The organism is Novosphingobium sp. P6W (genome assembly GCF_000876675.2).
GTDB lineage: Bacteria > Pseudomonadota > Alphaproteobacteria > Sphingomonadales > Sphingomonadaceae > Novosphingobium.
This window is the reverse complement of sequence record NZ_CP030352.1, coordinates 2,098,720-2,119,829: the sequence shown is the minus strand read 5'-3', so window position 1 is coordinate 2,119,829 and position 21,110 is coordinate 2,098,720. Positions and strand designations below refer to the sequence as shown.

The following is a 21,110-nucleotide window of genomic DNA, read 5'->3' as shown; positions in this document are numbered from 1 at the left end:
TTCGCAAGGCTGACTGTCACCGCCCTTTCGGCACCAGGATCAGGCGGCTGCCTTCCACCCGCCAGGATGCCAGCTGCGAGAGCAGGTTCATGCCGATGACGTTGGTGTCTACCTCGCCGTCCGGGCCGATGGCGACGGGCAGGGTATTGGCCTCGATTCCGCCAAAGCGCAGCGAATTCGCCGATGCCATCTGCGCGACGATGGTGCCGTTGGCGGTATCCAGCAGGACGCCCTCGTCGTCCTCATCGGGCCGAAGCCCGACGCGCTGGGCCACGCGCTTCGAGACGCCGGTAAAAGTGGCGCCGGTGTCGATCAGGAAATCGACGGGCTCGCCGTTGAGCAGGGCCTCGACCCAGAAATGCCCGTCGGCGCGCATGGCGATCACGGTTTCCTTGCCGACGATTTCGGCGGGGCGGGTGCGATCGAGCCAGAGCGCCGCTTCCGAGCGCCCATTATGGCCGGCAAGCTGCGCCACCGTCAGCAGCAGTGCAGCGACGAGGCCAAGGTAGGCGGCGTTTCGCATCACTTGGCCCAGGCGCGGACGCGATGCGGCGATCATGCCCGCAGTCACCGCCAGCAGGATCGCCGCGATCGTCAGCGTGAGCAAGGGCTGGTCGAACAGGAATCCGCCCAACTCGGCAAGGTTCATGCCGGGCGCGCCGCCAGAACGGCGTCCAGCAGCGCCTCGACGCGAACTTCATCGGGGAAGCCCTCCTCGATCCAGGCGTCCTTGACCTCTTGCAGGATGCGCGCGACTTCGGGACCGGCGGTGGTTCCTCGCGCTACGATCTGCCCGCCCTTGAGCGGCAGTTGCGGGATGTCCCAGCCGTTCAGCGCGGCCGCGTCCGCACCGGCGATCAGCAGCCGGTCGAGCGCGGATTCGCGGCCCAGGCGATAGGCGAGGGCGCGGGCATCGCCGGGTGCGCCATCACGCGCTGCCGCCAGCGACAGCCGCTTCTTATGGGCGGCGGAGAGACGGAAGCGGGCGGCGACCTGCTCGGCCAGCGCGGGCTGCGCCGGGAGCAGGGCGGCAAGGCGGCGGACCGGATCGGGCGCGTGGCCCTGCGCGGTTTCTGCGGCCACCAGCGCGGCAAGGCTTTCGGGGTCGGCTTCGGGCAGGATCACCGCCAGCACGCCAAGTTCTGCCATGCGGCGCACGGTTGGCGCCGGGTCGGGCAGGCCGAGCAGGTTCATCGTCTCCATGCCGACCCGCTCGCGGGAGAGGCCCTTGAGCGTCGCGGCCAACTCGGCGCAGGCGCTTTCCGCTTCTTCGTCAGCGGGGGAGCCGCCGAAGCGGGCCTGAAAGCGAAAGTAGCGCAGGATGCGCAAGTGGTCCTCGCGGATGCGCTGGCGGGCATCGCCGATGAAGCGGACGCGGCGGGCTTCGAGGTCTTCGCGGCCGCCAAACCAGTCGAAGAGTTCGCCGGTGAGCGGGTCGGCGTAAAGCGCGTTGATCGTGAAATCGCGCCGCGCCGCATCCTCGCGCCAGTCCTGGGCAAAGGCGACGGTGGCGCGGCGGCCGTCCGTGGACACGTCATGGCGCAGGGTGGTGATCTCGACCGGGCCGCCGGGCAGGACCGCTGTGACGGTCCCGTGCTCGATGCCGGTGGGGACGCTGCGGATGCCCGCCGCCGTCAGCCGTTCGATTACCGCCTGCGGGTGCAGTACGGTCGCCATGTCGATGTCCTTGACCGACAGTCCGAGCAAGGTGTCGCGCACGGCGCCGCCAACGTAGCGGACGTTGTCATGGCCCAGCGCGGCGACCAGTCCGGCGATGTCCTCGCGGTGCATCCAGGGGGCGTCCAGGGTATCAGTCATGCCAGTTCAGCCGGTTCGCCAAGTTGTGCAGGATCGCGCCGGTGACGCCCCAGATGATGTGGTCCTGGCGCGTATCGTTCCAGATGATCTCCACGAAGCTGATCTTGCGGTCTTCGTAGTCCAGCATGCGGGTGTGTTGGTTGGCCGGGTTCAGCACGAAATCGACCGGCACCTCAAACCATTGCGCCACTTCGGCCGGGTTGGGGTGGATGTCGATATCGGCCCGGATCACCGCGACGACCGGAGTGATCTCATAGCCGCTGCCGGTTCGGTAAAGGTCGCTGGAGCCGATCACGCGCACGTCTTCGCTGCGGATGCCCAGTTCCTCGTTGGCTTCGCGCAGGGCCGCCTGGACAGGGCTCTCGCCCGCATCGATGCGCCCGCCGGGGAAGGCGATCTGGCCCGGATGGGCGCGCATCGTCGAGGGGCGGTGCAGCAGCAGAATGCCGGGACGCTCACGCTCGGTAATGGCGATGAGGACCGCTGCCGGGGTGAAATGCTCGATGTCGTGGATGCGCGGGTCGGTCCACATATCGGGCGGAGCGGCTGCATGGCCTGCCGCGAACCGGCGCGAGACGTCGTCGAACAGTGCGCTCATGCCGGGATCAGCGGGAAGCGGGCGCCGTTGCTGCTGACGGCAAGTTCGTCGCTCTGTTCAATGGCGATTTCAACAAGTTGCGCGTAAGTGCTACGATTGAGTCTGGCCCGTGCCCCGTGCCTTACCGCAAGATAAAGCGCAGGCGTATCCGGATCGCCCTCAGCGCTTATCGGATGCTCTGGCCCGGCGATGACCAGATCGTCGCTGTTCAGGCGGAAGGCCAGTTTATCGCCTTCGCGCTTCACGTCGATGGCGATGAAGGCGGCGTCCTCGACCTCGATCAACAGTTTCTGCGTGGGGGTGACCAGCCAGTGCTGGCCCGTCTCGTCGCACAGCAGCAGCGAGGCGAAGGCGCGGACCATGGCGGGGCGGCGGATTTCACCGTCCTGGTGAAACCAGCGGCCATCGGCGGCGATGCGCATTTCGCTGTCGCCCTGTTCTGGCGGCGACCATTGGTCGACCGGGGGCAGCTTGCGGGCTGCCACCAGTTCGGCCACTTCGCCTAGCGAGAGGCCGGCGAGTTCGGGAGGCGGTTCGTAGGGCATGGTCCGGCGATGCCAGATCGGCCTTCCCGCGCCAAGCCCGACATTGTACCAAGCGGCGGCGCGAGGCTTCGGTTTACCGCAACCACGGCCCCAGCATGCCGGTTTCCGGCAGGACGGCCGGGTTGGCGCAGCGCACCAGCAGGCGGTGCTTTTCGAAGGGGCCGGGAAGGTCCCAGCCGCCGGTGCGCTCGTTGGAAAAGCCCCAGAAGCGGCCGTAATACTCAGGATCGCCGATCATGACCTGCGGCAGCGGTGCGCGCTCGTCGATACCGGCGATGACGGCGGCTACCAGCGCCTGGCCGTACCCCGACCCCTGATGTTCGGGCATGACGGCGACCGGGCCGACCATGATCATCGGATGGGCGCGGCCCGTGGGATCGTTCAAAGCAACCGGCCAGCACTGGATCGAGCCGACCATCATCTCCTCCGCGTCGAGCACGGCGAAGCTCAGGCCCGGCAGCCAGTCGGTGCCTTCGCGTACCTTGTAGGCGGTACGCTTGTGGCGATCGGGCTCGAAAGCGCTGTCGAGCAGGGCTTCGACGAGGGCCGGATCGACATTGTCGAGCGGGATCACGGTGGCTGTTTCAGATGCGGTCATGGCGCGCGCCCGATAGGTTGGCAGCGCGCCAATGTCGATTCAATTCGCCGATTTTGCCGCTGTCGCTGCGGGGGTGAGATGCAGCAGGTGACCGCTGCCGGTCCCTTCGCCGTCTTCGATCAGCCAGATCGTGCCGTCCGGGCCCTGGCTTATATCGCGGATGCGGTTGTCCATGGGATAGCGCGCTTCTTCGGTCGCCTTCTCGCCGTTGATGCTGACGCGAACAAGGCCAGTGGCGACGAGGCCGGTTATCAGGGCCTGACCCTTCCATGCAGGGAACTTGTCGCCAGTGTAGAAGATGAAATCGCCGGGCGCGATTACCGGGTTCCAGCTGATCGCGGGCGCCGCAAGGTCGGGGCGGGTGGAATTGCGAGGGATCGGCTTGCCGTCGTAGTGATCGCCGTCCGACACCAGCGGCCACCCGTAGTTGGTGCCCGGCTTGACGAGGTTCAGTTCATCGCCGCCGGCGGGCCCGTGTTCGAGATCCCATAGCCGCCCCTGTTCGTCGAAGGCGAGGCCCAGGACGTTGCGGTGGCCGTAGGACCAGATCTGGTTGGTGGGCGAAGGCTTGTCGGCGAAGGGATTGCTTGGGGCGGGGGTGCCATCGGGCAGTAGCCGCACGATCTTGCCGAGATTGACCTTGAGGTCCTGCGCAGGGGTGAACTTCTGCCGCTCGCCCGAGCTGACGAACAGGTACTTGCCATCGGGCGAGAAGGCGAGGCGGTGCGAGAAGTGGCCGCGTCCGGTTACCTTGGGCTGCTGGCGCCAGATCACCTTAAGACCGTCCAAGTGGCATTTCAGGGGGCCCGGGCAAACGAGTTCCGCCTTGCCGACCACCGCGCCGCGCGTGTCGCCGCCGCCCGCTTCGACCCAGCTGATATAGACCGTGCGGCGATCGAGTTTTGCGCCTTTCTGGCCGGGGGCGAACAGGATATCGCCCAGCCCGCCCTGGCCGCCGTAATCGACCTTGGGCACGCCGCTGACTTCGCCGATCTTGCGGTCGGGCGTCATGAACCGGATGGTGCCCTTGCGCTCGGTGACGAACAAGGTGCCGGTGCCTTCGTCGAAGGCCATGGCCCAAGGCTCGTCGAACTGGGCGTAGGTTTCGGCCGCGAAAGGCTTGCCGCCGGTATTTTCCCCGGTCGCCGCGCTGCTGCAGCTTGCGAGGGTTACTGCGAGAGGCGATAGGGCGGTGAGGAGATTTCTTGCGTTCATGGCCACTCCAATGCCCAGCGAAGTGTCGGGTTCCCTTAAGGGCAGCCTAGTCATCGGTGTCGACGAGGCAGGCCGTGGGCCGCTGGCAGGACCGGTTGTGGCCGGTGCCGTGGTGCTGTGCAAGCCGCGACCGTCCGGGCTGGATGATTCCAAGAAGCTGTCGGGCAAGCGCCGGGGCGAACTGGAAACCGTAATCAAGCGGCGGTGCCGCTGGGCGGTGGGGGTGGTCGATGTAGAGGAGATCGACCGTCTCAACATCTTCGGGGCGACGATGCTGGCGATGACCCGCGCGGTTCAGGCGCTTTGCGAAGTCATCGGCGAGGAGCCGGGCGAAGTGCTGGTGGACGGTAACATGACGCCGTTCGGACGCCGCATGGAATGGCGCTGGAATGCGCGCGCGATCGTGGGCGGGGATGCGATCGAGCCGTGTATCTCAGCCGCCTCGATCATCGCCAAGGAACACCGCGACCGGATCATGCGCGATCTGGCGCTGGCGCATCCGCACTATGGCTGGGAACGCAATGCGGGTTACGGCACGGCCCAGCACCTGGCGGCGCTGCGGCTGCACGGGGCGACCCCGCATCATCGGCGCAGCTTCGCGCCGGTCGCCCAGTTGGAACTGCTGGTCTAGATCAGGCGGCGAGCTTGATGTGCTCTGCCACGGGCTGCTCAGGCGCCTCTGCAGTGACCTGCGCGGCGGTGGCGGCGGGGGTTTCCGTCAGGCCAGCGACGTAGCGCTCTGCAAGCAGGGTTTCGCGGCGATAGGAGAAGTAGAGCGAGATCACGGAAAACATGGCAGACCTTGAGAAGAGAGGATTGCTGCATCGCAGCATTGCACTCTATCTGGATTGCCGGGCCACTTGCTGCAAATGCAACCAAGTCGATTGAAGTTGCGCATAATGCAACTGATGGCGTTGTTCAGAGGTCGCGACTCGACAAAAAGTTATCCACGAGTCGCATAGGCCACACCCACCACATCTTGAGTCTGGACGATTCATCCTGACTCGACATGTTGTGTCGGATTCCTTTTGTTCCGCGCGCTGAACACCTGAATCACAAGGAATCTCTACGAGTCGCGGCTTGACGCAGAGTCCCGAATGACTCACCCTAGGGGCATATCCACAGTTATTCTTATTCGGAGCGGTCATGGGGCAGATACTGGTCAAGGAACGGATTCGGGCACGCGCACCGGCGCCGACCCCGAAGGAACTGCTTCCGCTCGGCCACATCATTCCCGGCGATTGCATCGAGGCGATGCGCACCATTCCCGACGCCAGCGTCGACATGGTGTTCGCCGATCCGCCGTACAACCTGCAGCTGGGCGGCGACCTTTCGCGCCCGGACGGCAGCCACGTCGATGCCGTGACCAACGACTGGGACAAGTTCGCCAGCTTCGCGACGTACGACCAGTTCACCCGCGAATGGTTGACCGAGGCGCGCCGGGTACTGAAGCCGGAAGGCTCGCTTTGGGTGATTGGGTCGTATCACAACATCTTCCGCCTTGGCGCGATCATGCAGGACATGGGATTCTGGATCCTGAACGACATCGTGTGGCGCAAGGCCAACCCGATGCCGAACTTCAAGGGCACCCGCTTCACCAATGCACATGAGACACTGATCTGGGCGAGCATGGGCGAGAAGTCGAAGTACACCTTCAACTACCGCGCGATGAAGACCCTGAACGACGAGTTGCAGATGCGCTCGGACTGGGTGCTGCCGATCTGCAACGGCGCCGAGCGTCTCAAGAAGGACGGCCGCAAGGTCCACCCGACGCAGAAGCCCGAGGCGCTGCTTTACCGTGTGATGCTGGCGACGACCAACAAGGGCGACGTCGTGCTCGACCCGTTCTTCGGCACCGGCACCACCGGCGCCGTAGCCAAGCGCCTGGGCCGTGAGTGGATCGGCTGCGAGCGCGAGAGCGATTACCGCGACGCCGCGATCGAGCGTATCGAGATGGCGCTGCCGCTGGACGAAAGCGCGCTCAAGACCATGCAGTCGAAGCGCTCCGCGCCCAAGGTCGCGTTCGGCACGCTGGTGGAAACCGGCTGGATCGAACCAGGCACTCAGATCTGGGACAAGAAGCGCCGCTTCGTTGCCACCGTGCGCGCCGATGGCTCGCTGGCAACGGGTGACCTGACCGGCTCGATCCACGGTGTCGGCTCGGCGGTGCAGGATGCGCCTTCGTGCAACGGCTGGACCTTCTGGCATCTGGAGCATGAAGGCGTGGTCAAGCCGCTCGATGCGATCCGCCAGTTGTACCTCCTCGCCACGGAGCCGTGACAGCGGCAAGGGCGCCCTTGCTTTCAAAACCAGTTCAGCATGCGTGCGAGAGACGCTAAGGCCGCGCCATGACCCGCAAGCTCTACATCCGCCCGATTGCCCTCGCCGATAGCCCGCAGACCGAGGAGGGCGACGCAGTGCGTCTGGGCGGGGCAATGGTCTGGGCCAGCCGCTTTGCGCTGATCGTGCGCGAAGACGGGCGCGTGGTGTCGCGGACACGGGTTTCGGCGTCGCAGCTACCCTCTGCACTGGGCGCCTTGCCGGCAGACCTTGGGGCAGCGGCGGAAACGCAGTGGGCGAACTTGCGCAAGGTGCACCCCGCGATCCAGTGCGGCGCCCGCACGATCCGGCTCGAACAGCCGCAGGTCATGGGCATCCTCAACATGACGCCTGACAGTTTTTCCGATGGCGGGCAGTTCCTTGACGACGCCGGGGAAGCCTCGGCCCACGCATCTGCCATGCTGGAGGCGGGGGCGGCAATCATCGACGTGGGCGGGGAATCCACCCGCCCCGGCGCCGGTGCGGTGTGGGAAGGCGACGAGATCAAGCGTGTGCTGCCGATGGTGGAAAAGCTCGCCGCCATGGGCGCCGCGATCAGCCTCGACACGCGGCGACCCGCAGTGATGGAAGCGGGCCTTGCGGCGGGCGCGCATATCATCAACGACGTTTCGGCGCTGCGCTACGACCCGCGCAGCCTGGGCCTTGCTGCTGACAGCGGGGCACCGGTGGTGCTGATGCATGCGCCCGGCAAGGCCGACGACCTGCATTCGGCCGCAACTTATGACGACGTGGTGCTGGGCATATTCGACTGGCTGGAGGCTCGCCGCGATGCGGCCATCGCCGCTGGCATCGCAGCGACACGGATAATTCTCGACCCGGGTTTCGGCTTTGGCCTGACGCTGGCGCAGAACCTGGCGTTGTTCAATGCGCTGCCTTTGTTCCACGCGCTGGGTCAGCCGCTGCTGGTGGGTGTCAGCCGCAAGCGCATGATCGGCGCGCTGTCGAACGAGGCGCCCGCGCACCAGCGGCTCGGCGGTTCCGTGGCGCTGGCGCTCAAGGCCATGGAGGCAGGCGCGCACATCCTGCGTGTTCACGATGTGCCCGAGACGGTGCAGGCCGTGCGCGTGTGGCGAGGTCTGCGCGATGCGGCGCTAACCGACTTTTCCCAGCTGCCCGGCTGATACAAATCTGGACGCCGGGTGAACCCCGGCTTTCCGTTCGATGAACGGCAGCAGCGTAATTGTGTGATCCAGCGCACACAACACCGCCACGTCCCGTCTCGCGCCCGGTTCGTCCACGGCGCTGCGACCATTTATCCCGATGCCCGTTTTGCTATCGAACCGCCAAGGCAATCCCGCCTGGCACTGGAAAGCGAAGAGGGGATTCACCCATGAAGCAGACCAAGATCATCGCCGCCGCCGTTCTGGCCGCCACCGCCATTCCCACCGTCGCCATCGCCGTTGTGCCGGCGATGTACGAGGAACGCGTCGCCCGCGCCGAGGAAGACCGCATCATCCAGTCGCCCATCGGCGGCATCCAAACCAAGTACTGGTTCAACTACCGCGCCAATGTGAACGAGACTCAGAAGGAGCTGACGAGCGACCTTCGCGGTGCCAGCGATATCGAAGACCAGCGCGACGCCTGGGAGGAATATGGTTCTGAACTGCGTCACGAACGCGGCACTTACGTGAAGGCCATGGCCAAGAAGGGCTACCGCGTGCCGAGCGTCTATATCGAGGGCATGTAAGGTTTCAGCATGAACTGATTGAAAAGGGCCGGTTTTTCCGGCCCTTTTTTTGGCTCAGGCGGCGTTGTCGATGCCCAGTTCGCTCAGCTTGCGATAGAGGGTTGAGCGGCCGATGCCGAGGCGGCGGGCCACTTCGGTCATGCGGCCGCGGTACAGGCCGATGGCGAGACGGATCACGTCTGCCTCGATTTCTTCCAGTGGGCGCAGGTGGCCGTCGGGCGTGTAGAGCATGACCCCGGAGCTTTCCTGCATCGGGTTGCCGGCGACTGTGGATGCACCTGTGCCAATGATGTTGAGAAGCTGTGGAAAATCTTCTGCGGTCAGAGCATCGCCGTCGCAGAATACGGCCGCTCGGAACAGCACGGCCTGAAGCTGGCGAACGTTGCCCGGCCAGTCGTAAGCGGCCAGCAGCGAAAGCGCGCCGTCGGTCACGCCCAGTTCGCGAAGGCCCGGTTGCTCGCCGATGCGGGCCAGAAAATAGCGAGTGAGGGCAGGCAGGTCGCCGGTCCGCTCACGCAGGGCCGGCAAGTGGACCTTCGTGGCCGATAGCGCCTCCAGCAGTTCGGGCATGAAGTGGCCTTGGCTCACCATGTCGGCAAGCGGCAGGTTGCTGGCGGCGATGATACGCACGTCGACCCGGAACGAATGGCGCGCGCCGATCGGCCGGCAATCGCCTTTGCGCACGGCTTCGAGCAGGCGTTCCTGGACCGAGAGCGGCAGGCTGTCGATCTCGTCGAGCGCGAGGGTGGCGCCGTCGCAGTGCTGGAGTGCGCCGATCTGGCGATCGAAAGCACCGGGGAAGGCGCCTTTTTCGTGGCCGAACAAGGTGGATTCGATGGAATTGGCTGGCATCCCGCCGACATTGACGATGCGCAGCGGCAGGCGGGTACGCGGACTGGCCGCATGCATAGCCCGGATCAGCATTTCCTTGCCCGAACCGCTTTCACCCTCGATCAGCACCGGCGAGTGTCCGCGTGCGGCCTTGGCGGCCACGGCCAGCGCCTTGCGGAAATTGGGCGATGCACCGATCATCGATTCGAAATCGGGGTTGGCGGTCATCTTCTCGGTCAGCGGCGCGAGTTCGTCGCGCGGGGCTTCGCGAGTCGTGGCGGCGCGCAGGGCGTGCATCAGACGGTCCGGGGCGACCGGTTTGACGAGGTAATCGGTAGCGCCCGCGCGCATCGCCTCGACTGCCAGGAGCGGCGAGGTGCTGGCGGTCAGCATCAGGATCGGCAGGGCCGGACGGCGGGATTTCAGCTCTGCGATCAGCGCGCAGGCGTCGTCGCCTGGCACCCATTGGTCCAGCACGATGGCCGAAAGCTGCATGCCCTGGCGCGTGCCCAGCGTCGCAATCGCCGTCTCGGCGTCGCGTACGATGAGGGTGCGCCATCCTTCGCGCGACGCCAGCGCGGAGATGAGCCGGCTTTGCGCCGGTTCATCGTCGATGAGCATGAGGAGGCGTTGATCGAGTTCCGCCATTGTCGCTGCTTTGCTTCGCCTTCACGGTTTGAGCAAGCAGACTTAAGGCAAACCGGTAAATAGCGGATTAAGCCTGAGCTTGGGGCCAGCCGACCTGTTCCTTCAGGCAGGGTTAGCCATCTTTGCTTGAGCAGGCGCTCCGGCGCGGCTAGAGCGGGGGCAAGCAAAGTCAAACGGACAGGGGATAAATTACATGGCTTCGGGCAACGACATCAAAGCCGCCACGGAAACCTACAACGGCTTCATCAAGGCCGCGACCTGGGGCACGATTTTCTGCATCGTGGTGGTCGCGGGCGTCGTCGCTCTTATTTCGTCCTGATCCGGGGCCGCTGACTTGCCTGCACCGCAGGAGCAGCGGATCGCGGTCCTCAAGGAGCGCGCTTCGGGAGAAACCCGCGTTTCGGCCAGCCCGGAGACGGTCAGGAAACTGACCGCGCTGGGCGCCGTTGTCGCAGTGGAGAGCGGGGCCGGCATTGCCGCCAGCATTTCCGACGATGACTACCGCGCTGCCGGGGCGGAAGTCGGCCCGTTGCAGGTCGTTCTGGCAGGCGCCGACATCGTGTTCGCGGTGCAGGGGCCGGAGCCGGAGCTGCTTGCGGGCGTGAAGCCGGGTGCCTGGGTCGTCGCGATTCTCGACCCGTTCGCCCAGCGCGCGCGGATCGACGCCTATGCCGCTGCCGGGCTGGAAGCGCTGGCGATGGAGTTCATGCCGCGCATCACCCGCGCGCAGTCGATGGACGTGCTCTCCAGCCAGTCCAACTTGTCCGGCTACAAGGCGGTCCTCGCGGCTGCGAGCGCCTATGGCCGTGCTTTTCCGATGATGATGACGGCCGCCGGCACGGTCAGCGCGGCCAAGTGCTTCGTCATGGGCGTGGGCGTCGCGGGGCTTCAGGCCATTGCCACCGCCCGGCGTCTGGGCGCGCAGGTATCGGCCACGGACGTGCGCTCGGCGACGAAGGAGCAGATCCAGTCGCTGGGTGCCAAGCCGATCTTCGTCGAGAACGTGGCGGGCATCGAAGGCGAAGGTTCGGGCGGCTATGCCACCGAAATGAGCGAGGAATACCAGCGCGCGCAGGCGGATCTGGTTTCCAGCCATATCGCCAAGCAGGATATCGTCATCACCACCGCGCTGATCCCCGGCCGCGCTGCGCCGCGCCTCATCACCGACGCGCAGATCGCGACGATGAAGCCGGGCAGCGTGATCTTCGATTTGGCAGCGCCCCAGGGCGGCAATGTCGAAGGCTGCGTGGCGGATCAGGTTACCCTGCGCCACGGGGTGAAGATCATCGGCTACTCGAACACGCCGGCGCACCTGCCGGCTGACACCTCGGCGCTCTATTCGCGCAACCTGTTCAACTTCGTCTCGGCGTTCTGGGACAAGGAGCACGGCGGCCCGGTTCTCGACGAGGAAATCGGCGACTCGGTGCGGTTGACCAGGGGCGGGCACGTTGTGAACGCCAGATTGCTCGGTTGAGCCACTGCCTTTTTCGAACCCTCCCCGACTGGGGGCGGGGGACCAATGCCAATGCCGTAGCGCAGTCGATCGTAGCCTCGTGCACGGCCGCGCCCCCTCCGCCGGCGCTTTGCGCTGCCATCTCCCCCGAGGGGGGAGGATCTGACCGGAGCTTGTGAATGGATTTCGTCTCGATCCTCTCGATCTTCGTGATGGCCTGCTTCGTGGGCTATTACGTCGTGTGGTCCGTCACTCCGGCGCTGCATACGCCGCTGATGGCCGTCACCAACGCGATCTCCTCGGTCATCGTGGTCGGCGCTCTGGTGGCGAGTGCGGCTGCCGGCAGCCCTGCCGCCAAGTGGCTTGGCCTCGGCGCGGTGGTGCTGGCCAGCGTCAACATCTTCGGCGGCTTCGCCGTGACCGAGCGGATGCTGGCCATGTACAAGAAGAAGGATAAATCTGCGCCCAAGGGAGGCAAGCACTGATGGACACCCATGCCGTAAACCCCTGGGTCGCCGTCCTGTATCTCGTCGCCGGCATCTGCTTCATCCTTGCGCTGCGCGGGCTGTCCTCTCCGGCGACGAGCCGCAAGGGCAACCGTTACGGCATGATCGGCATGGGCATCGCCGTGGTCACCACGCTGGTGACGCACGAGATCGCCAGCCTGCCTGAAATCCTTGCGGCCATCGCCATCGGCGGCGGCATCGGCTTCGTGATCGCCCGGCGCATCAAGATGACCGACATGCCGCAGCTTGTCGCCGCGTTCCACTCGCTGGTCGGGCTGGCGGCAGTGCTGGTGGCGGTCGCGGCGTTCCTCAACCCCGAAGCGTTCGGCATTCTGGGCGCGGGCGGCAACATCCTGCCCGTCAGCCGCGTGGAGATGGCGCTGGGCGCTGCGATCGGCGCGATTACCTTCTCCGGTTCGGTGATCGCCTTCGCCAAGCTCAACGGCAACATGTCCGGCTCGCCGATCATGCTGCCGGGCCGCCACGTCATCAACCTTGCAACGCTGGGCGCGATCATCGTGCTGACCGCGCTGTTCGCCCATTCGGGCGCGGCGGGACCGGGTGAGAATCCGCTGTTCTGGGTGCTGGTCGCCTTGGCGTTCGCAATCGGTTTCCTGCTCATCATCCCGATCGGCGGCGCCGACATGCCGGTGGTCGTCTCGATGCTCAACAGCTATTCGGGCTGGGCGGCGGCGGCCATGGGCTTCACGCTGCACAATACCGCGATGATCATCACCGGTGCGCTGGTGGGCTCGTCAGGCGCGATCCTTTCGTACATCATGTGCAAGGCGATGAACCGCAGCTTCATTTCCGTCATCGCCGGCGGTTTCGGCGCCGAGAGCGGCGGTGCCGGCGGTGGAGAAGCGAAAGAGCAGCGCCCGTGGAAGCGCGGCTCGGCAGAAGACGCGGCCTTCCTCATGAAAGAGGCGGAAAGCGTCATCATCATCCCCGGCTACGGCATGGCGGTGGCGCAGGCCCAGCACGTCCTTCGCGAGATGGGCGACCAGCTCAAGGCCCACGGCGTTAACGTGAAATACGCGATCCACCCGGTTGCGGGCCGCATGCCCGGCCACATGAACGTGCTGCTGGCCGAGGCGCAGGTGTCCTATGACGAGGTCTTCGAACTGGAAGACATCAACGGCGAGTTCGCGCAGGCCGACGTCGCCTTCATCATCGGCGCCAACGACGTGGTGAACCCCGCCGCCAAGACCGACAAATCCTCGCCCATCTACGGCATGCCGGTGTTCGACGTGGACAAGGCGAAGACGATCTTCTTCATCAAGCGCTCGATGGGCGGTCAGGGCTATGCCGGCGTCGACAACGACGTGTTCTACATGGACCAGACGATGATGCTCCTCGCCGATGCCAAGAAGATGGTCGAGGATATCAACAAGGCGCTGGCCGACTGAGTTTTGCGAGGCCAGTCCGCTCGACACGGACTGGCCTTCGGACTTATGGCGCCTCCATGACCCGTCTCATCACAGCCGCCGTGCTGATCGCCGTCCTTGCCGCCGCGCTGTGGTACGGCACGCACTGGTATGCCGAGCAGCGCCTGCGCACAGCTTTCGCCGAAGCCGGCATGACCGACGAGGCCGCGGCCTGCATGGGCCGCCGTCTCGTGCAGCGCCTCTCGCTGGGGCAACTGCGCAAGCTGGCCGCGCTTCAGGAGGAACATCGTTCGCTTCACGGGGTGGTGAAAGCCGTGGAGCGAATGGACGATCCGCGCATCACCAAGGTGACAGCTTCCTCGGCGCTCTTGTGCACAACGGGATTTGCCCGCTAGGGCAGGGCAACTCGTCGCACCCACGCGGAGACCGCGCGCTTGACTCTAGCTCCTTATGCTTCCGATCCGGCCCGTTCGCGCGGGCGTGAATTTTCCACTGAGAACGGCCTCGCCCGGGGCGCCCGCAGCCCCTACCAGCGTGACCGCGACCGTATCATCCACTCGATCGCGTTCCGCCGCCTGCGCTACAAGACCCAGGTCTTCGTCGCACCGGACGGCGATCACTACCGCGTGCGTCTGACGCACAGCCTGGAAGTGGCGCAGATCGCCCGCGTCATCGCCCGTATCCTGCGCCTCGACGAAGACCTGACCGAAGCCCTTGCGCTGGCCCACGACATCGGCCACCCGCCCTTCGGCCACGCCGGAGAGGACGCGCTCGACGCTGCGCTTCACAAGGCCGGCGGCTTCGACCACAACGCCCACACCTTGCGCACGCTGATGCGCATCGACAGCCCTTACTGCGAGCACGACGGCCTGAACCTGACGTGGGAGACGCTGGAGGGCCTTGCCAAGCACAACGGCCCCGTGGCCAAGCCGACCTGGGCGCTGCAGGAACTCGACGCGGCGTACAATTTCGACCTCACCACCCATGCCTCGCTGGAGGCGCAGGTGGCGGCGCTGTCCGACGACATCGCCTATGACAATCACGATATCGACGACGGCCTGCGCGCCGGTTTCCTCGATCTCGACGAACTGCTGGCCCAGCCGTTCATCGCCGCGCGCTGGGGCGAGGTGGAGCGCCGCTATCCCGATGCCCCGCTCGACCGGCAACTGGCGGAGCTGATCCGCAGCCAGATCGGCGTCATGGTCAACGATCTTGTCGCGCAGACCCAGGCCAACCTCGTCGGCGTGGGCAGCGTCGATGAAGTGCGCCGTGCAGGCCGCACGCTCGTCGCCTTCTCCCCGGAAATGGCCGAGGCCGAACGCACCTTCAAGCGCTTCATGTACGACAAGCTCTACTACCACCCGGAGCAGCTCGAAACCGCCCGCCGCGCCCGCGCGCTGCTGGCCGAACTCTACGCCGCCTACTCGCAGGAGCCGGTGCTGATGGAGGAAAGCTGGATCGATAACATGCCGCGCTTCGAGCCGGACCGCAGCCGCCACATCGCCGACTACATCGCCGGCATGACCGACCGTTTCGCCATCGCCCGTCACGCCGACATCTACGGCCGCACGCCCGAGGGCCTGAGCAATGTCTAGGGTCTGAACAATGGAACAGGGGGCTGTTCGCATATGTCTGGTCGGGGCGACCGGGCTGATCGGGTCTGCGCTGATGGCCGAGGCCGTCGGGCGCGAGGACGTACGCGTGATCGGCGTCGGGCGGCGCGAGGCGGTGCTGCCGCCGGGCGCGCGCATGGAAATGCTGGTGGGCGAGCCGATCGACTGGCCGCAGCTCATCAAGGCCGCGCGCGCCGACGTACTGGTCTGCGCGCTGGGCACCACGATCAAGGCCGCCGGTAGCCAGGAGCAGTTCCGCGCCATAGACTACGACCTCGTGCGTTTCAGCGCCGAAGCCGCGCGCGAAGCCGGGATCGAGCATATGATCGTCGTCTCCTCGGTCGGCGCCGGGACGGGGGCGAAGAACTTCTACCTCAGCGTCAAGGGCGAGACGGAGGAGGCGCTGGGCAAGCTCGGCTTCCGCCGGCTCGACATGCTGCGCCCCGGCCTGCTGCGCGGGCAGCGCGAGGAGCGGCGAGGGCTGGAACGGGCAGGGCAGGTACTGGGCCCGCTCGCCGATCGCCTGATACTCTATGGACAATGGCGCCGCTTCCGCTCGATCCGGGCACGGGACGTGGCCCGGGCGATCCTTGGTCTCACGCGTGAGAAGGCGCAGGGCCGTTTCGTGCAGGAGCATGACGCCTTGCGCCGGTTTGCGCGGAAGTAGGGGGAAGGCGGATATCCTTCGACAAGCTCAGGATGAGCGGGGAAGGAGGGAAAACGCCGCCCAAATCCCGCTCAGGATGAGCGGTGAAGGAGGGCAAAACGCCGCCTAGTCCCGCTCAGGCTGAGCTTGTCGAAGCCCCATCGCCAACACCCAACCCCGTGGATTAGCTCGCACTTGCACAAGCCGGGCGTTGACTTGCGCAGGGCGCTCCACCAAGGCTTGGGCAACTCGCTGACACGCGCGGGAGAGACCTTGCCGATTCGCCTCATGGGCAGATGGGACAAGGCGCCGAAGGAGCAACCGCCCCGGAATCTCTCAGGCAAAAGGACCGCGCGGCGTCGACAGCGATACTCTGGAAAGTGCCCCGTGCCTTTAAGGTCGTGGCCGCCGACGGTGTAACCCGGCCTGTCCCATAAGGGATGACGCCGGGGAAGCTCTCAGGTTTCCGTGACAGAGGGGGCACCGGAAATGGTGTGCCATGCTAGTCGCGGAGTCGTGTCTTGAGCGAATACCCTGTTACCCCTGATGAAGACGAAGCGGAGGATCTTGCCCCGCTGACCTTGCCCCTCGATGCCTGGCACCGCGAGCAGGGCGGCCGCATGGTCGAATTCGCCGGCTACGTGATGCCCGTCCAGTATGAGGGCATCATGGCCGAGCACCTGTGGACCCGCGAGAATGCCGGTCTGTTCGACGTCAGCCACATGGGCCAGGTCTATATTTCCAGCGAAGACGGCATCACCGCCGATCTGGAAGCCGCCATCGAAACGGCGCTGCCGATCGACCTTTCGACGCTGAAACTGGGCGCGGTGCGCTACTCGCTGCTGCTGGACGAAGAAGGCGGCATCCTCGACGATCTCATGGTCACGCGCTGGAAGACGGGCTTCTACCTCGTCGTCAACGGCGCGACCAAGTGGGACGATATCGGCACCTTGCGCGAACTGCTGGCCGATGAAGTCACGCTCAACCACCTTGACGAGAGCGCGTTGCTGGCGCTGCAGGGCCCCAAGGCTTTCGCCGCGCTGGAACGCCATGCCAAGGGCGAATATCCGCTCTCGGCGCTGACCTTTATGAAGGGCGGCCAGTTCACCCTTGGCGGCGTCGATGCCTGGATCAGCCGGTCCGGCTACACCGGCGAGGACGGGTTTGAAATCTCGATTCCCGGTGAAGCCGCCGAAGATATCGCCCGCCTGCTTTGCGGTGAGCCTGAGGTCAAGCCGATCGGTCTTGGCGCACGCGATTCGCTGCGTCTGGAAGCCGGCCTGCCGCTGTACGGCCACGATCTTTCGCCCGAAACCAGCGCGGTCGATGCCGACCTGAAGTTCGCGGTCAACAAGCGCCGCCGCAGCGAAGGCGGCTTCCCCGGGGCCGAGCGCGTGATCGCCGATTTCACTGATGGCACCGCCCGCCGCCGTATCGGCCTGACCCTCGAAGGCCGTATGGCTGCGCGGGAAGGCGCAAAGATTTTCAATGGAGATCAGGAAGTTGGCATCGTAACTTCGGGTGGTTTCTCACCTTCGTTGCAGCATCCGATCGCCATGGCCTATGTCGATGCGGCGTTCGTCGCAGAAGGCACTGCCATTACCATCGAAATGCGCGGCAAACGGCTCGACGCGAAAGTCGCCGCGATGCCTTTCGTCCCCCATCGCTATCACCGCTGAGGAACTTTTTCATGACCCGTTATTTTTCCGAAGATCATGAGTGGATCGAAGTCGAAGGCGACCTCGGCACTGTCGGCATCACCGATTATGCCCAGGGCCAGCTTGGAGACATCACCTTCGTCGAACTCCCCGCCGAGGGCAGCACTGTCGGCAAGGGCGATTCCGTCTCGGTGGTCGATTCCGTCAAGGCCGCCTCGGATGTCTACACCCCGGTGTCGGGCACTGTCGCCGAAGTGAACGGCGCTCTCGCCGATGAACCGGAACTGGTGAACACCCAGGCCGAAACCGGTGGCTGGCTGTTCCGCGTGACCCTTTCCGACGCCGCCGAACTGGGCGCGCTGATGGATGAGGCCGCCTACAAGAACTTCGTCGAAAGCCTGTGATGGCTGTGGGCCGCATCCCTTGCGGCTCACCACACTTCGTCATTCCCGCGTAGGCGGGAACCCATCTCCTGCGCCTCCGGTATGGCCATGGTCGAAAGATGAGTCCCTGCCTTCGCGGGGATGGCGAAGAAAAGGCGGGACAATCGCCGGGCCTTGTGCCGGGCGGTCCGGCGACCTGAAGAGAGACTACGCACCATGCGCTACCTTCCCCTGACCCTCGCCGATCGGATCGCCATGCTGGCGAAGATCGGCGCCGATACGGTCGATGACCTGTTCATCGACGTGCCCGAAGCGGCGCGCCTTGCCGGCCCGATCGAAGGCCTGCCCGCCCATGCCAGCGAAATGGCCGTCGAGCGCCACATGAGCGCGCTGGCCGCCAAGAACATGAGCGCAGGTTCCGCGCCGTTCTTCTTGGGCGCAGGCGCCTATCGCCACCATGTCCCGGCCTCGGTCGATCACCTGATCCAGCGCGGCGAATTCCTTACCGCCTACACGCCTTACCAGCCGGAAATCGCCCAGGGCACGCTGCAGGTGCTGTTCGAGTTCCAGACCCAGGTGGCGCGCCTGTTCGGCACCGATATCGCCAATGCCTCGATGTACGACGGTTCAACCGCGTGCTGGGAAGCGATCCTGATGGCGGCGCGCGTTACCCGCAGGGGCCGCAGCGTGCTGTCGGGCGGCCTGCACCCGCACTACGGCGAAGTGGTGCGCACCATGGCGAAGTTCACCCAGGACGACATCGTCAGCCTGCCCGCGAAGATGGTCGCGGATGCCGATGACGCTGCCGTGATCGCCGCGATCGACGACAAGACCTCCTGCGTCGTGGTCCAGTACCCCGACGTCATGGGCCGCATCCCCGACCTTGCCGCCATCGCCGAAGCCGCGCACGCCAGGGGCGCGCTGCTGGTGGCGGTCGTCACCGAGCCGGTGGCGCTGGGCCTGATCGAGGCGCCGGGCGTTCTGGGCGCTGACATCGTCGTGGGCGAGGGCCAGTCGATCGGCGTCGGCCTGCAGTTCGGCGGACCGTACCTTGGCCTGTTCGGCTGCCGCGAGAAGTTCGTGCGCCAGATGCCGGGCCGCCTCTGCGGCGAGACTGTCGACGTCGAGGGGAAGCGCGGTTTCGTGCTCACCCTCTCGACCCGCGAGCAGCATATCCGCCGCGAGAAGGCGACGAGCAATATCTGCACAAATTCAGGACTTTGCGCGCTGGCCTTCAGTATTCACCTGACCTTGCTCGGCGGTGAAGGTCTGGCCCGTCTGGCAGGGATCAACCACGCCCGCGCACAAGCGACGTTCGAGCGCCTGACGCGCATTCCCGGTGTCTCGCTGATGAACGACGCCTATTTCAACGAGGCCACGCTGATCCTGCCGCGTGACGCGCGCGAGGTTGTGCGCGAATTGGCGGATCGCAAGGTGCTTGGCGGTGTCTCGCTGGGCCGCCTGTTCCCGCAAGGGGAAGGGCTGCGCAACGGCCTGCTGGTCGCGGCGACCGAGACGACCACGGACGAAGATATCGAGGCATTTGCCCTCGAACTGGAAGCAGTGCTGGAAGGAGCTTCGGCATGAGCGACATCAACGCAGGCGGATGGCGCCCCTCGATGGGTGAAGCCGGAGACGCAAAATTTACAACGTTTAGCGGCGATTACGGGCTGATGCTCGAAGAAGCTCTGAGCTTCGAACTCGGCTCGTCCGACAAGTGCGGCGTCGATCTCGACCCGGCGGACCGGGCGCCGGTATCGGGGCTGAACAAGTTCCTGCGCAAGGCGGCGCCGGGCCTTCCCGGCCTGACCGAGCCGGAGACGGTGCGGCACTACACGCGCCTGTCGCGCCAGAACTATGCGATCGACCTCGGGCCGTTCCCGCTGGGTTCGTGCACCATGAAGCACAACCCGCGCCTGAACGAGAAGATGGCGCGCTTGCCGGGCTTCGCCGATGTGCACCCGATGCAGCCCCAGAAGACCATCGAAGGCGCTCTCGAAGTGATCGAGCAGCTGGCCGACTGGCTCATCACGCTGACCGGCATGGCTTCGGTGGCGATGTCGCCCAAGGCGGGCGCGCATGGCGAACTGTGCGGCCTGCTGTGCATTCGCGCCGCGCTGGATGCGCGGGGCGAAAAGCGTGATGTCGTGCTGGTGCCCGAAAGCGCCCACGGCACCAATCCGGCGACGGCGGCTTTCGCCGGCTTCAAGGTGGAATCGATCCCCGCGACGCCGGAAGGCCGGGTCGACGTGGCTGCGCTCAAGGCGAAGCTGGGTCCGAACGTGGCGGGGGTGATGATCACCAACCCCAACACCTGCGGGCTGTTCGAGCCGGACATGAAGGAAATCGGCGACGCCGTTCACGCAGCCGGCGGCTATGTCTACTGCGACGGCGCGAACTTCAACGCCATCGTCGGCAAGGTGCGCCCCGGGGACCTGGGCGTGGATGCCATGCACATCAACCTGCACAAGACCTTCTCCACGCCCCACGGCGGCGGCGGTCCCGGTGCGGGGCCGGTTGTCCTGTCCGAAGCGCTGGCGCCCTTCGCGCCGCTGCCTTTCGTGACGCGCGGGGCTGATGGCTCGATCCACCTCGTCGAGGAGGAGAACGCCAGCGAGGGCCATGCACAGGCGTTCGGCCGCATGGTCGCCTTCCACGGCCAGATGGGCATGTTCACGCGGGCGCTGACCTATATCCTCAGCCACGGCGCCGACGGCCTGCGCCAGGTTGCCGAGGACGCGGTGCTCAACGCCAACTATGTGCTGCGTTCGTGCGAAGACCTGCTGCCCGCACCCTTCGCCGACAGCGGCCCGTGCATGCACGAAGCGCTGTTCAGCGATGCGGGGCTGGCCGAGGGTTTCACCACGCTGGATATCGCCAAGGGACTGATCGACGAGGGTTTTCACCCGATGACGGTCTACTTCCCGCTGGTGGTCAAGGGCGCGATGCTGGTCGAGCCGACCGAGACCGAGAGCAAGGCCGGTCTCGACCGCTTCATCGGCTCACTGCGCAGCCTGGCCGAGCGCGCCAAGGCCGGCGACCAGAGCCTGCACTCCGCGCCGCACTTCGCGCCGCGCAGGCGGCTTGATGAAACGCTGGCCGCGCGAAAGCCCGTGCTGGTGTGGAAGGGTGAGCCGGGTATTCCGGGCACGCCTTCGCTCAGCGAAATCGGCGGGAGCTGAG

Annotated in this window: 23 protein-coding genes and 2 riboswitches; of the genes, 15 read left to right on the top strand and 8 right to left on the bottom strand. The window is 65.7% G+C overall.

Annotated features, from left to right (window positions below):
* Window positions 1-16: 16 nt before the first annotated feature.
* The 6 genes from TQ38_RS10350 to TQ38_RS10325 all read right to left on the bottom strand — a co-directional run bounded on the left by TQ38_RS10350 (window position 17) and on the right by TQ38_RS10325 (window position 4,774).
* Complete coding sequence (locus TQ38_RS10350) at window positions 17-649, bottom strand: TIGR02281 family clan AA aspartic protease (protein ID WP_043972859.1); 633 nt, start codon at window positions 647-649, stop codon at window positions 17-19.
* Complete coding sequence (locus TQ38_RS10345) at window positions 646-1,818, bottom strand: CCA tRNA nucleotidyltransferase (protein ID WP_043972861.1); 1,173 nt, start codon at window positions 1,816-1,818, stop codon at window positions 646-648. Before TQ38_RS10345 ends, TQ38_RS10350 begins: the two co-directional genes overlap by 4 nt.
* Entirely contained in the window at window positions 1,811-2,416 is a 606-nt protein-coding gene (locus TQ38_RS10340) for a CoA pyrophosphatase (RefSeq protein ID WP_043972862.1), read from the bottom strand. Before TQ38_RS10340 ends, TQ38_RS10345 begins: the two co-directional genes overlap by 8 nt.
* On the bottom strand, window positions 2,413-2,961 hold the full coding sequence (locus tag TQ38_RS10335; RefSeq protein WP_043972864.1) for a DUF1285 domain-containing protein: 549 nt from the start codon (window positions 2,959-2,961) through the stop codon (window positions 2,413-2,415). Before TQ38_RS10335 ends, TQ38_RS10340 begins: the two co-directional genes overlap by 4 nt.
* Before the next feature lie 73 nt (window positions 2,962-3,034).
* Window positions 3,035-3,559: a GNAT family N-acetyltransferase gene (locus TQ38_RS10330; RefSeq protein WP_043972866.1), complete on the bottom strand. Its 525-nt coding sequence runs from the start codon at window positions 3,557-3,559 to the stop codon at window positions 3,035-3,037.
* A 39-nt stretch (window positions 3,560-3,598) separates the two neighbouring features.
* Complete coding sequence (locus tag TQ38_RS10325) at window positions 3,599-4,774, bottom strand: PQQ-dependent sugar dehydrogenase (RefSeq protein WP_043972869.1); 1,176 nt, start codon at window positions 4,772-4,774, stop codon at window positions 3,599-3,601.
* On the opposite strand from TQ38_RS10325, the gene TQ38_RS10320 reads away from it, so the two are divergent.
* A complete protein-coding gene (locus TQ38_RS10320; protein ID WP_043972871.1) occupies window positions 4,773-5,405 on the top strand; it encodes a ribonuclease HII in 633 nt (210 codons plus the stop codon). The two genes, TQ38_RS10325 and TQ38_RS10320, sit on opposite strands and share 2 nt — an antisense overlap.
* Before the next feature lies 1 nt (window position 5,406).
* On the opposite strand, the gene TQ38_RS30570 is transcribed toward TQ38_RS10320, so the two are convergent.
* Entirely contained in the window at window positions 5,407-5,568 is a 162-nt protein-coding gene (locus TQ38_RS30570; RefSeq protein ID WP_205316023.1) for a hypothetical protein, read from the bottom strand.
* A gap of 352 nt (window positions 5,569-5,920) precedes the next feature.
* Here TQ38_RS30570 and TQ38_RS10315 point away from each other — a divergent pair, with 352 nt between their 5' ends.
* The 3 genes from TQ38_RS10315 to TQ38_RS10305 all read left to right on the top strand — a co-directional run bounded on the left by TQ38_RS10315 (window position 5,921) and on the right by TQ38_RS10305 (window position 8,801).
* Window positions 5,921-7,054, top strand: coding sequence for a site-specific DNA-methyltransferase (locus tag TQ38_RS10315; protein WP_043972873.1), 1,134 nt, complete (start codon window positions 5,921-5,923; stop codon window positions 7,052-7,054).
* Between the two features lie 68 nt (window positions 7,055-7,122).
* A complete protein-coding gene (gene folP, locus TQ38_RS10310; protein WP_043972875.1) occupies window positions 7,123-8,235 on the top strand; it encodes a dihydropteroate synthase in 1,113 nt (370 codons plus the stop codon).
* A gap of 209 nt (window positions 8,236-8,444) precedes the next feature.
* The gene (locus TQ38_RS10305; protein ID WP_043972877.1) at window positions 8,445-8,801 is read left to right on the top strand and encodes a hypothetical protein; all 357 of its coding nucleotides are present in this window, start codon (window positions 8,445-8,447) and stop codon (window positions 8,799-8,801) included.
* A 54-nt stretch (window positions 8,802-8,855) separates the two neighbouring features.
* Here TQ38_RS10305 and TQ38_RS10300 read toward each other — a convergent pair whose 3' ends face one another.
* A complete protein-coding gene (locus tag TQ38_RS10300; protein ID WP_043972880.1) occupies window positions 8,856-10,280 on the bottom strand; it encodes a sigma-54 dependent transcriptional regulator in 1,425 nt (474 codons plus the stop codon).
* 193 nt (window positions 10,281-10,473) lie between these two features.
* Here TQ38_RS10300 and TQ38_RS10295 point away from each other — a divergent pair, with 193 nt between their 5' ends.
* From TQ38_RS10295 to gcvPB, 11 genes are all read left to right on the top strand, one after another.
* Window positions 10,474-10,599 (top strand): aa3-type cytochrome c oxidase subunit IV, encoded by a 126-nt coding sequence (locus TQ38_RS10295; RefSeq protein WP_082057580.1) that lies wholly within the window; start codon window positions 10,474-10,476, stop codon window positions 10,597-10,599.
* Window positions 10,600-10,614: 15 nt separating this feature from the next.
* Entirely contained in the window at window positions 10,615-11,754 is a 1,140-nt protein-coding gene (locus tag TQ38_RS10290) for an NAD(P) transhydrogenase subunit alpha (RefSeq protein WP_043972883.1), read from the top strand.
* A gap of 158 nt (window positions 11,755-11,912) precedes the next feature.
* Window positions 11,913-12,218 (top strand): NAD(P) transhydrogenase subunit alpha, encoded by a 306-nt coding sequence (locus TQ38_RS10285; protein ID WP_043972886.1) that lies wholly within the window; start codon window positions 11,913-11,915, stop codon window positions 12,216-12,218.
* A complete protein-coding gene (locus TQ38_RS10280) occupies window positions 12,218-13,648 on the top strand; it encodes an NAD(P)(+) transhydrogenase (Re/Si-specific) subunit beta (RefSeq protein WP_043972890.1) in 1,431 nt (476 codons plus the stop codon). The genes TQ38_RS10285 and TQ38_RS10280 overlap by 1 nt, the downstream gene beginning before the upstream one ends.
* 56 nt (window positions 13,649-13,704) lie before the next feature.
* Window positions 13,705-14,022: a hypothetical protein gene (locus tag TQ38_RS10275; protein ID WP_043972893.1), complete on the top strand. Its 318-nt coding sequence runs from the start codon at window positions 13,705-13,707 to the stop codon at window positions 14,020-14,022.
* A gap of 39 nt (window positions 14,023-14,061) precedes the next feature.
* Window positions 14,062-15,222, top strand: a complete 1,161-nt coding sequence (locus TQ38_RS10270) for a deoxyguanosinetriphosphate triphosphohydrolase (protein ID WP_043972895.1) — start codon at window positions 14,062-14,064, stop codon at window positions 15,220-15,222.
* A gap of 10 nt (window positions 15,223-15,232) precedes the next feature.
* Entirely contained in the window at window positions 15,233-15,907 is a 675-nt protein-coding gene (locus TQ38_RS10265; RefSeq protein ID WP_043972896.1) for an NAD(P)H-binding protein, read from the top strand.
* A gap of 231 nt (window positions 15,908-16,138) precedes the next feature.
* A riboswitch (glycine riboswitch) is annotated at window positions 16,139-16,248 on the top strand.
* A 1-nt stretch (window position 16,249) separates the two neighbouring features.
* A riboswitch (glycine riboswitch) is annotated at window positions 16,250-16,371 on the top strand.
* A gap of 36 nt (window positions 16,372-16,407) precedes the next feature.
* The gene (gcvT, locus tag TQ38_RS10260) at window positions 16,408-17,565 is read left to right on the top strand and encodes a glycine cleavage system aminomethyltransferase GcvT (protein WP_043972898.1); all 1,158 of its coding nucleotides are present in this window, start codon (window positions 16,408-16,410) and stop codon (window positions 17,563-17,565) included.
* An 11-nt stretch (window positions 17,566-17,576) separates the two neighbouring features.
* Window positions 17,577-17,948 (top strand): glycine cleavage system protein GcvH, encoded by a 372-nt coding sequence (gene gcvH, locus TQ38_RS10255; RefSeq protein WP_043972900.1) that lies wholly within the window; start codon window positions 17,577-17,579, stop codon window positions 17,946-17,948.
* Between the two features lie 195 nt (window positions 17,949-18,143).
* On the top strand, window positions 18,144-19,514 hold the full coding sequence (gcvPA, locus tag TQ38_RS10250) for an aminomethyl-transferring glycine dehydrogenase subunit GcvPA (RefSeq protein ID WP_043972902.1): 1,371 nt from the start codon (window positions 18,144-18,146) through the stop codon (window positions 19,512-19,514).
* A complete protein-coding gene (gene gcvPB / locus TQ38_RS10245) occupies window positions 19,511-21,109 on the top strand; it encodes an aminomethyl-transferring glycine dehydrogenase subunit GcvPB (RefSeq protein ID WP_043972903.1) in 1,599 nt (532 codons plus the stop codon). Before gcvPA ends, gcvPB begins: the two co-directional genes overlap by 4 nt.
* The last annotated feature ends 1 nt before the right edge of the window (window position 21,110 follow it).

Bases quoted from the DNA above. Each gene is read 5' to 3' on its own strand.
- TQ38_RS30570 (WP_205316023.1), bottom strand. From the start codon at position 5,568: ATGTTTTCCGTGATCTCGCTCTACTTCTCCTATCGCCGCGAAACCCTG.
- TQ38_RS10295 (WP_082057580.1), top strand. From the start codon at position 10,474: ATGGCTTCGGGCAACGACATCAAAGCCGCCACGGAAACCTACAACGGC.
- TQ38_RS10325 (WP_043972869.1), bottom strand. From the start codon at position 4,774: ATGAACGCAAGAAATCTCCTCACCGCCCTATCGCCTCTCGCAGTAACC.
- TQ38_RS10275 (WP_043972893.1), top strand. From the start codon at position 13,705: ATGACCCGTCTCATCACAGCCGCCGTGCTGATCGCCGTCCTTGCCGCC.
- gcvH (WP_043972900.1), top strand. From the start codon at position 17,577: ATGACCCGTTATTTTTCCGAAGATCATGAGTGGATCGAAGTCGAAGGC.
- TQ38_RS10330 (WP_043972866.1), bottom strand. From the start codon at position 3,559: ATGACCGCATCTGAAACAGCCACCGTGATCCCGCTCGACAATGTCGAT.
- TQ38_RS10285 (WP_043972886.1), top strand. From the start codon at position 11,913: ATGGATTTCGTCTCGATCCTCTCGATCTTCGTGATGGCCTGCTTCGTG.
- gcvPA (WP_043972902.1), top strand. From the start codon at position 18,144: ATGCGCTACCTTCCCCTGACCCTCGCCGATCGGATCGCCATGCTGGCG.
- TQ38_RS10315 (WP_043972873.1), top strand. From the start codon at position 5,921: ATGGGGCAGATACTGGTCAAGGAACGGATTCGGGCACGCGCACCGGCG.
- TQ38_RS10350 (WP_043972859.1), bottom strand. From the start codon at position 649: ATGAACCTTGCCGAGTTGGGCGGATTCCTGTTCGACCAGCCCTTGCTC.
- TQ38_RS10340 (WP_043972862.1), bottom strand. From the start codon at position 2,416: ATGAGCGCACTGTTCGACGACGTCTCGCGCCGGTTCGCGGCAGGCCAT.
- TQ38_RS10335 (WP_043972864.1), bottom strand. From the start codon at position 2,961: ATGCCCTACGAACCGCCTCCCGAACTCGCCGGCCTCTCGCTAGGCGAA.
- TQ38_RS10345 (WP_043972861.1), bottom strand. From the start codon at position 1,818: ATGACTGATACCCTGGACGCCCCCTGGATGCACCGCGAGGACATCGCC.
- TQ38_RS10280 (WP_043972890.1), top strand. From the start codon at position 12,218: ATGGACACCCATGCCGTAAACCCCTGGGTCGCCGTCCTGTATCTCGTC.
- TQ38_RS10320 (WP_043972871.1), top strand. From the start codon at position 4,773: ATGGCCACTCCAATGCCCAGCGAAGTGTCGGGTTCCCTTAAGGGCAGC.
- TQ38_RS10305 (WP_043972877.1), top strand. From the start codon at position 8,445: ATGAAGCAGACCAAGATCATCGCCGCCGCCGTTCTGGCCGCCACCGCC.
- gcvPB (WP_043972903.1), top strand. From the start codon at position 19,511: ATGAGCGACATCAACGCAGGCGGATGGCGCCCCTCGATGGGTGAAGCC.
- folP (WP_043972875.1), top strand. From the start codon at position 7,123: ATGACCCGCAAGCTCTACATCCGCCCGATTGCCCTCGCCGATAGCCCG.
- TQ38_RS10265 (WP_043972896.1), top strand. From the start codon at position 15,233: ATGGAACAGGGGGCTGTTCGCATATGTCTGGTCGGGGCGACCGGGCTG.
- TQ38_RS10300 (WP_043972880.1), bottom strand. From the start codon at position 10,280: ATGGCGGAACTCGATCAACGCCTCCTCATGCTCATCGACGATGAACCG.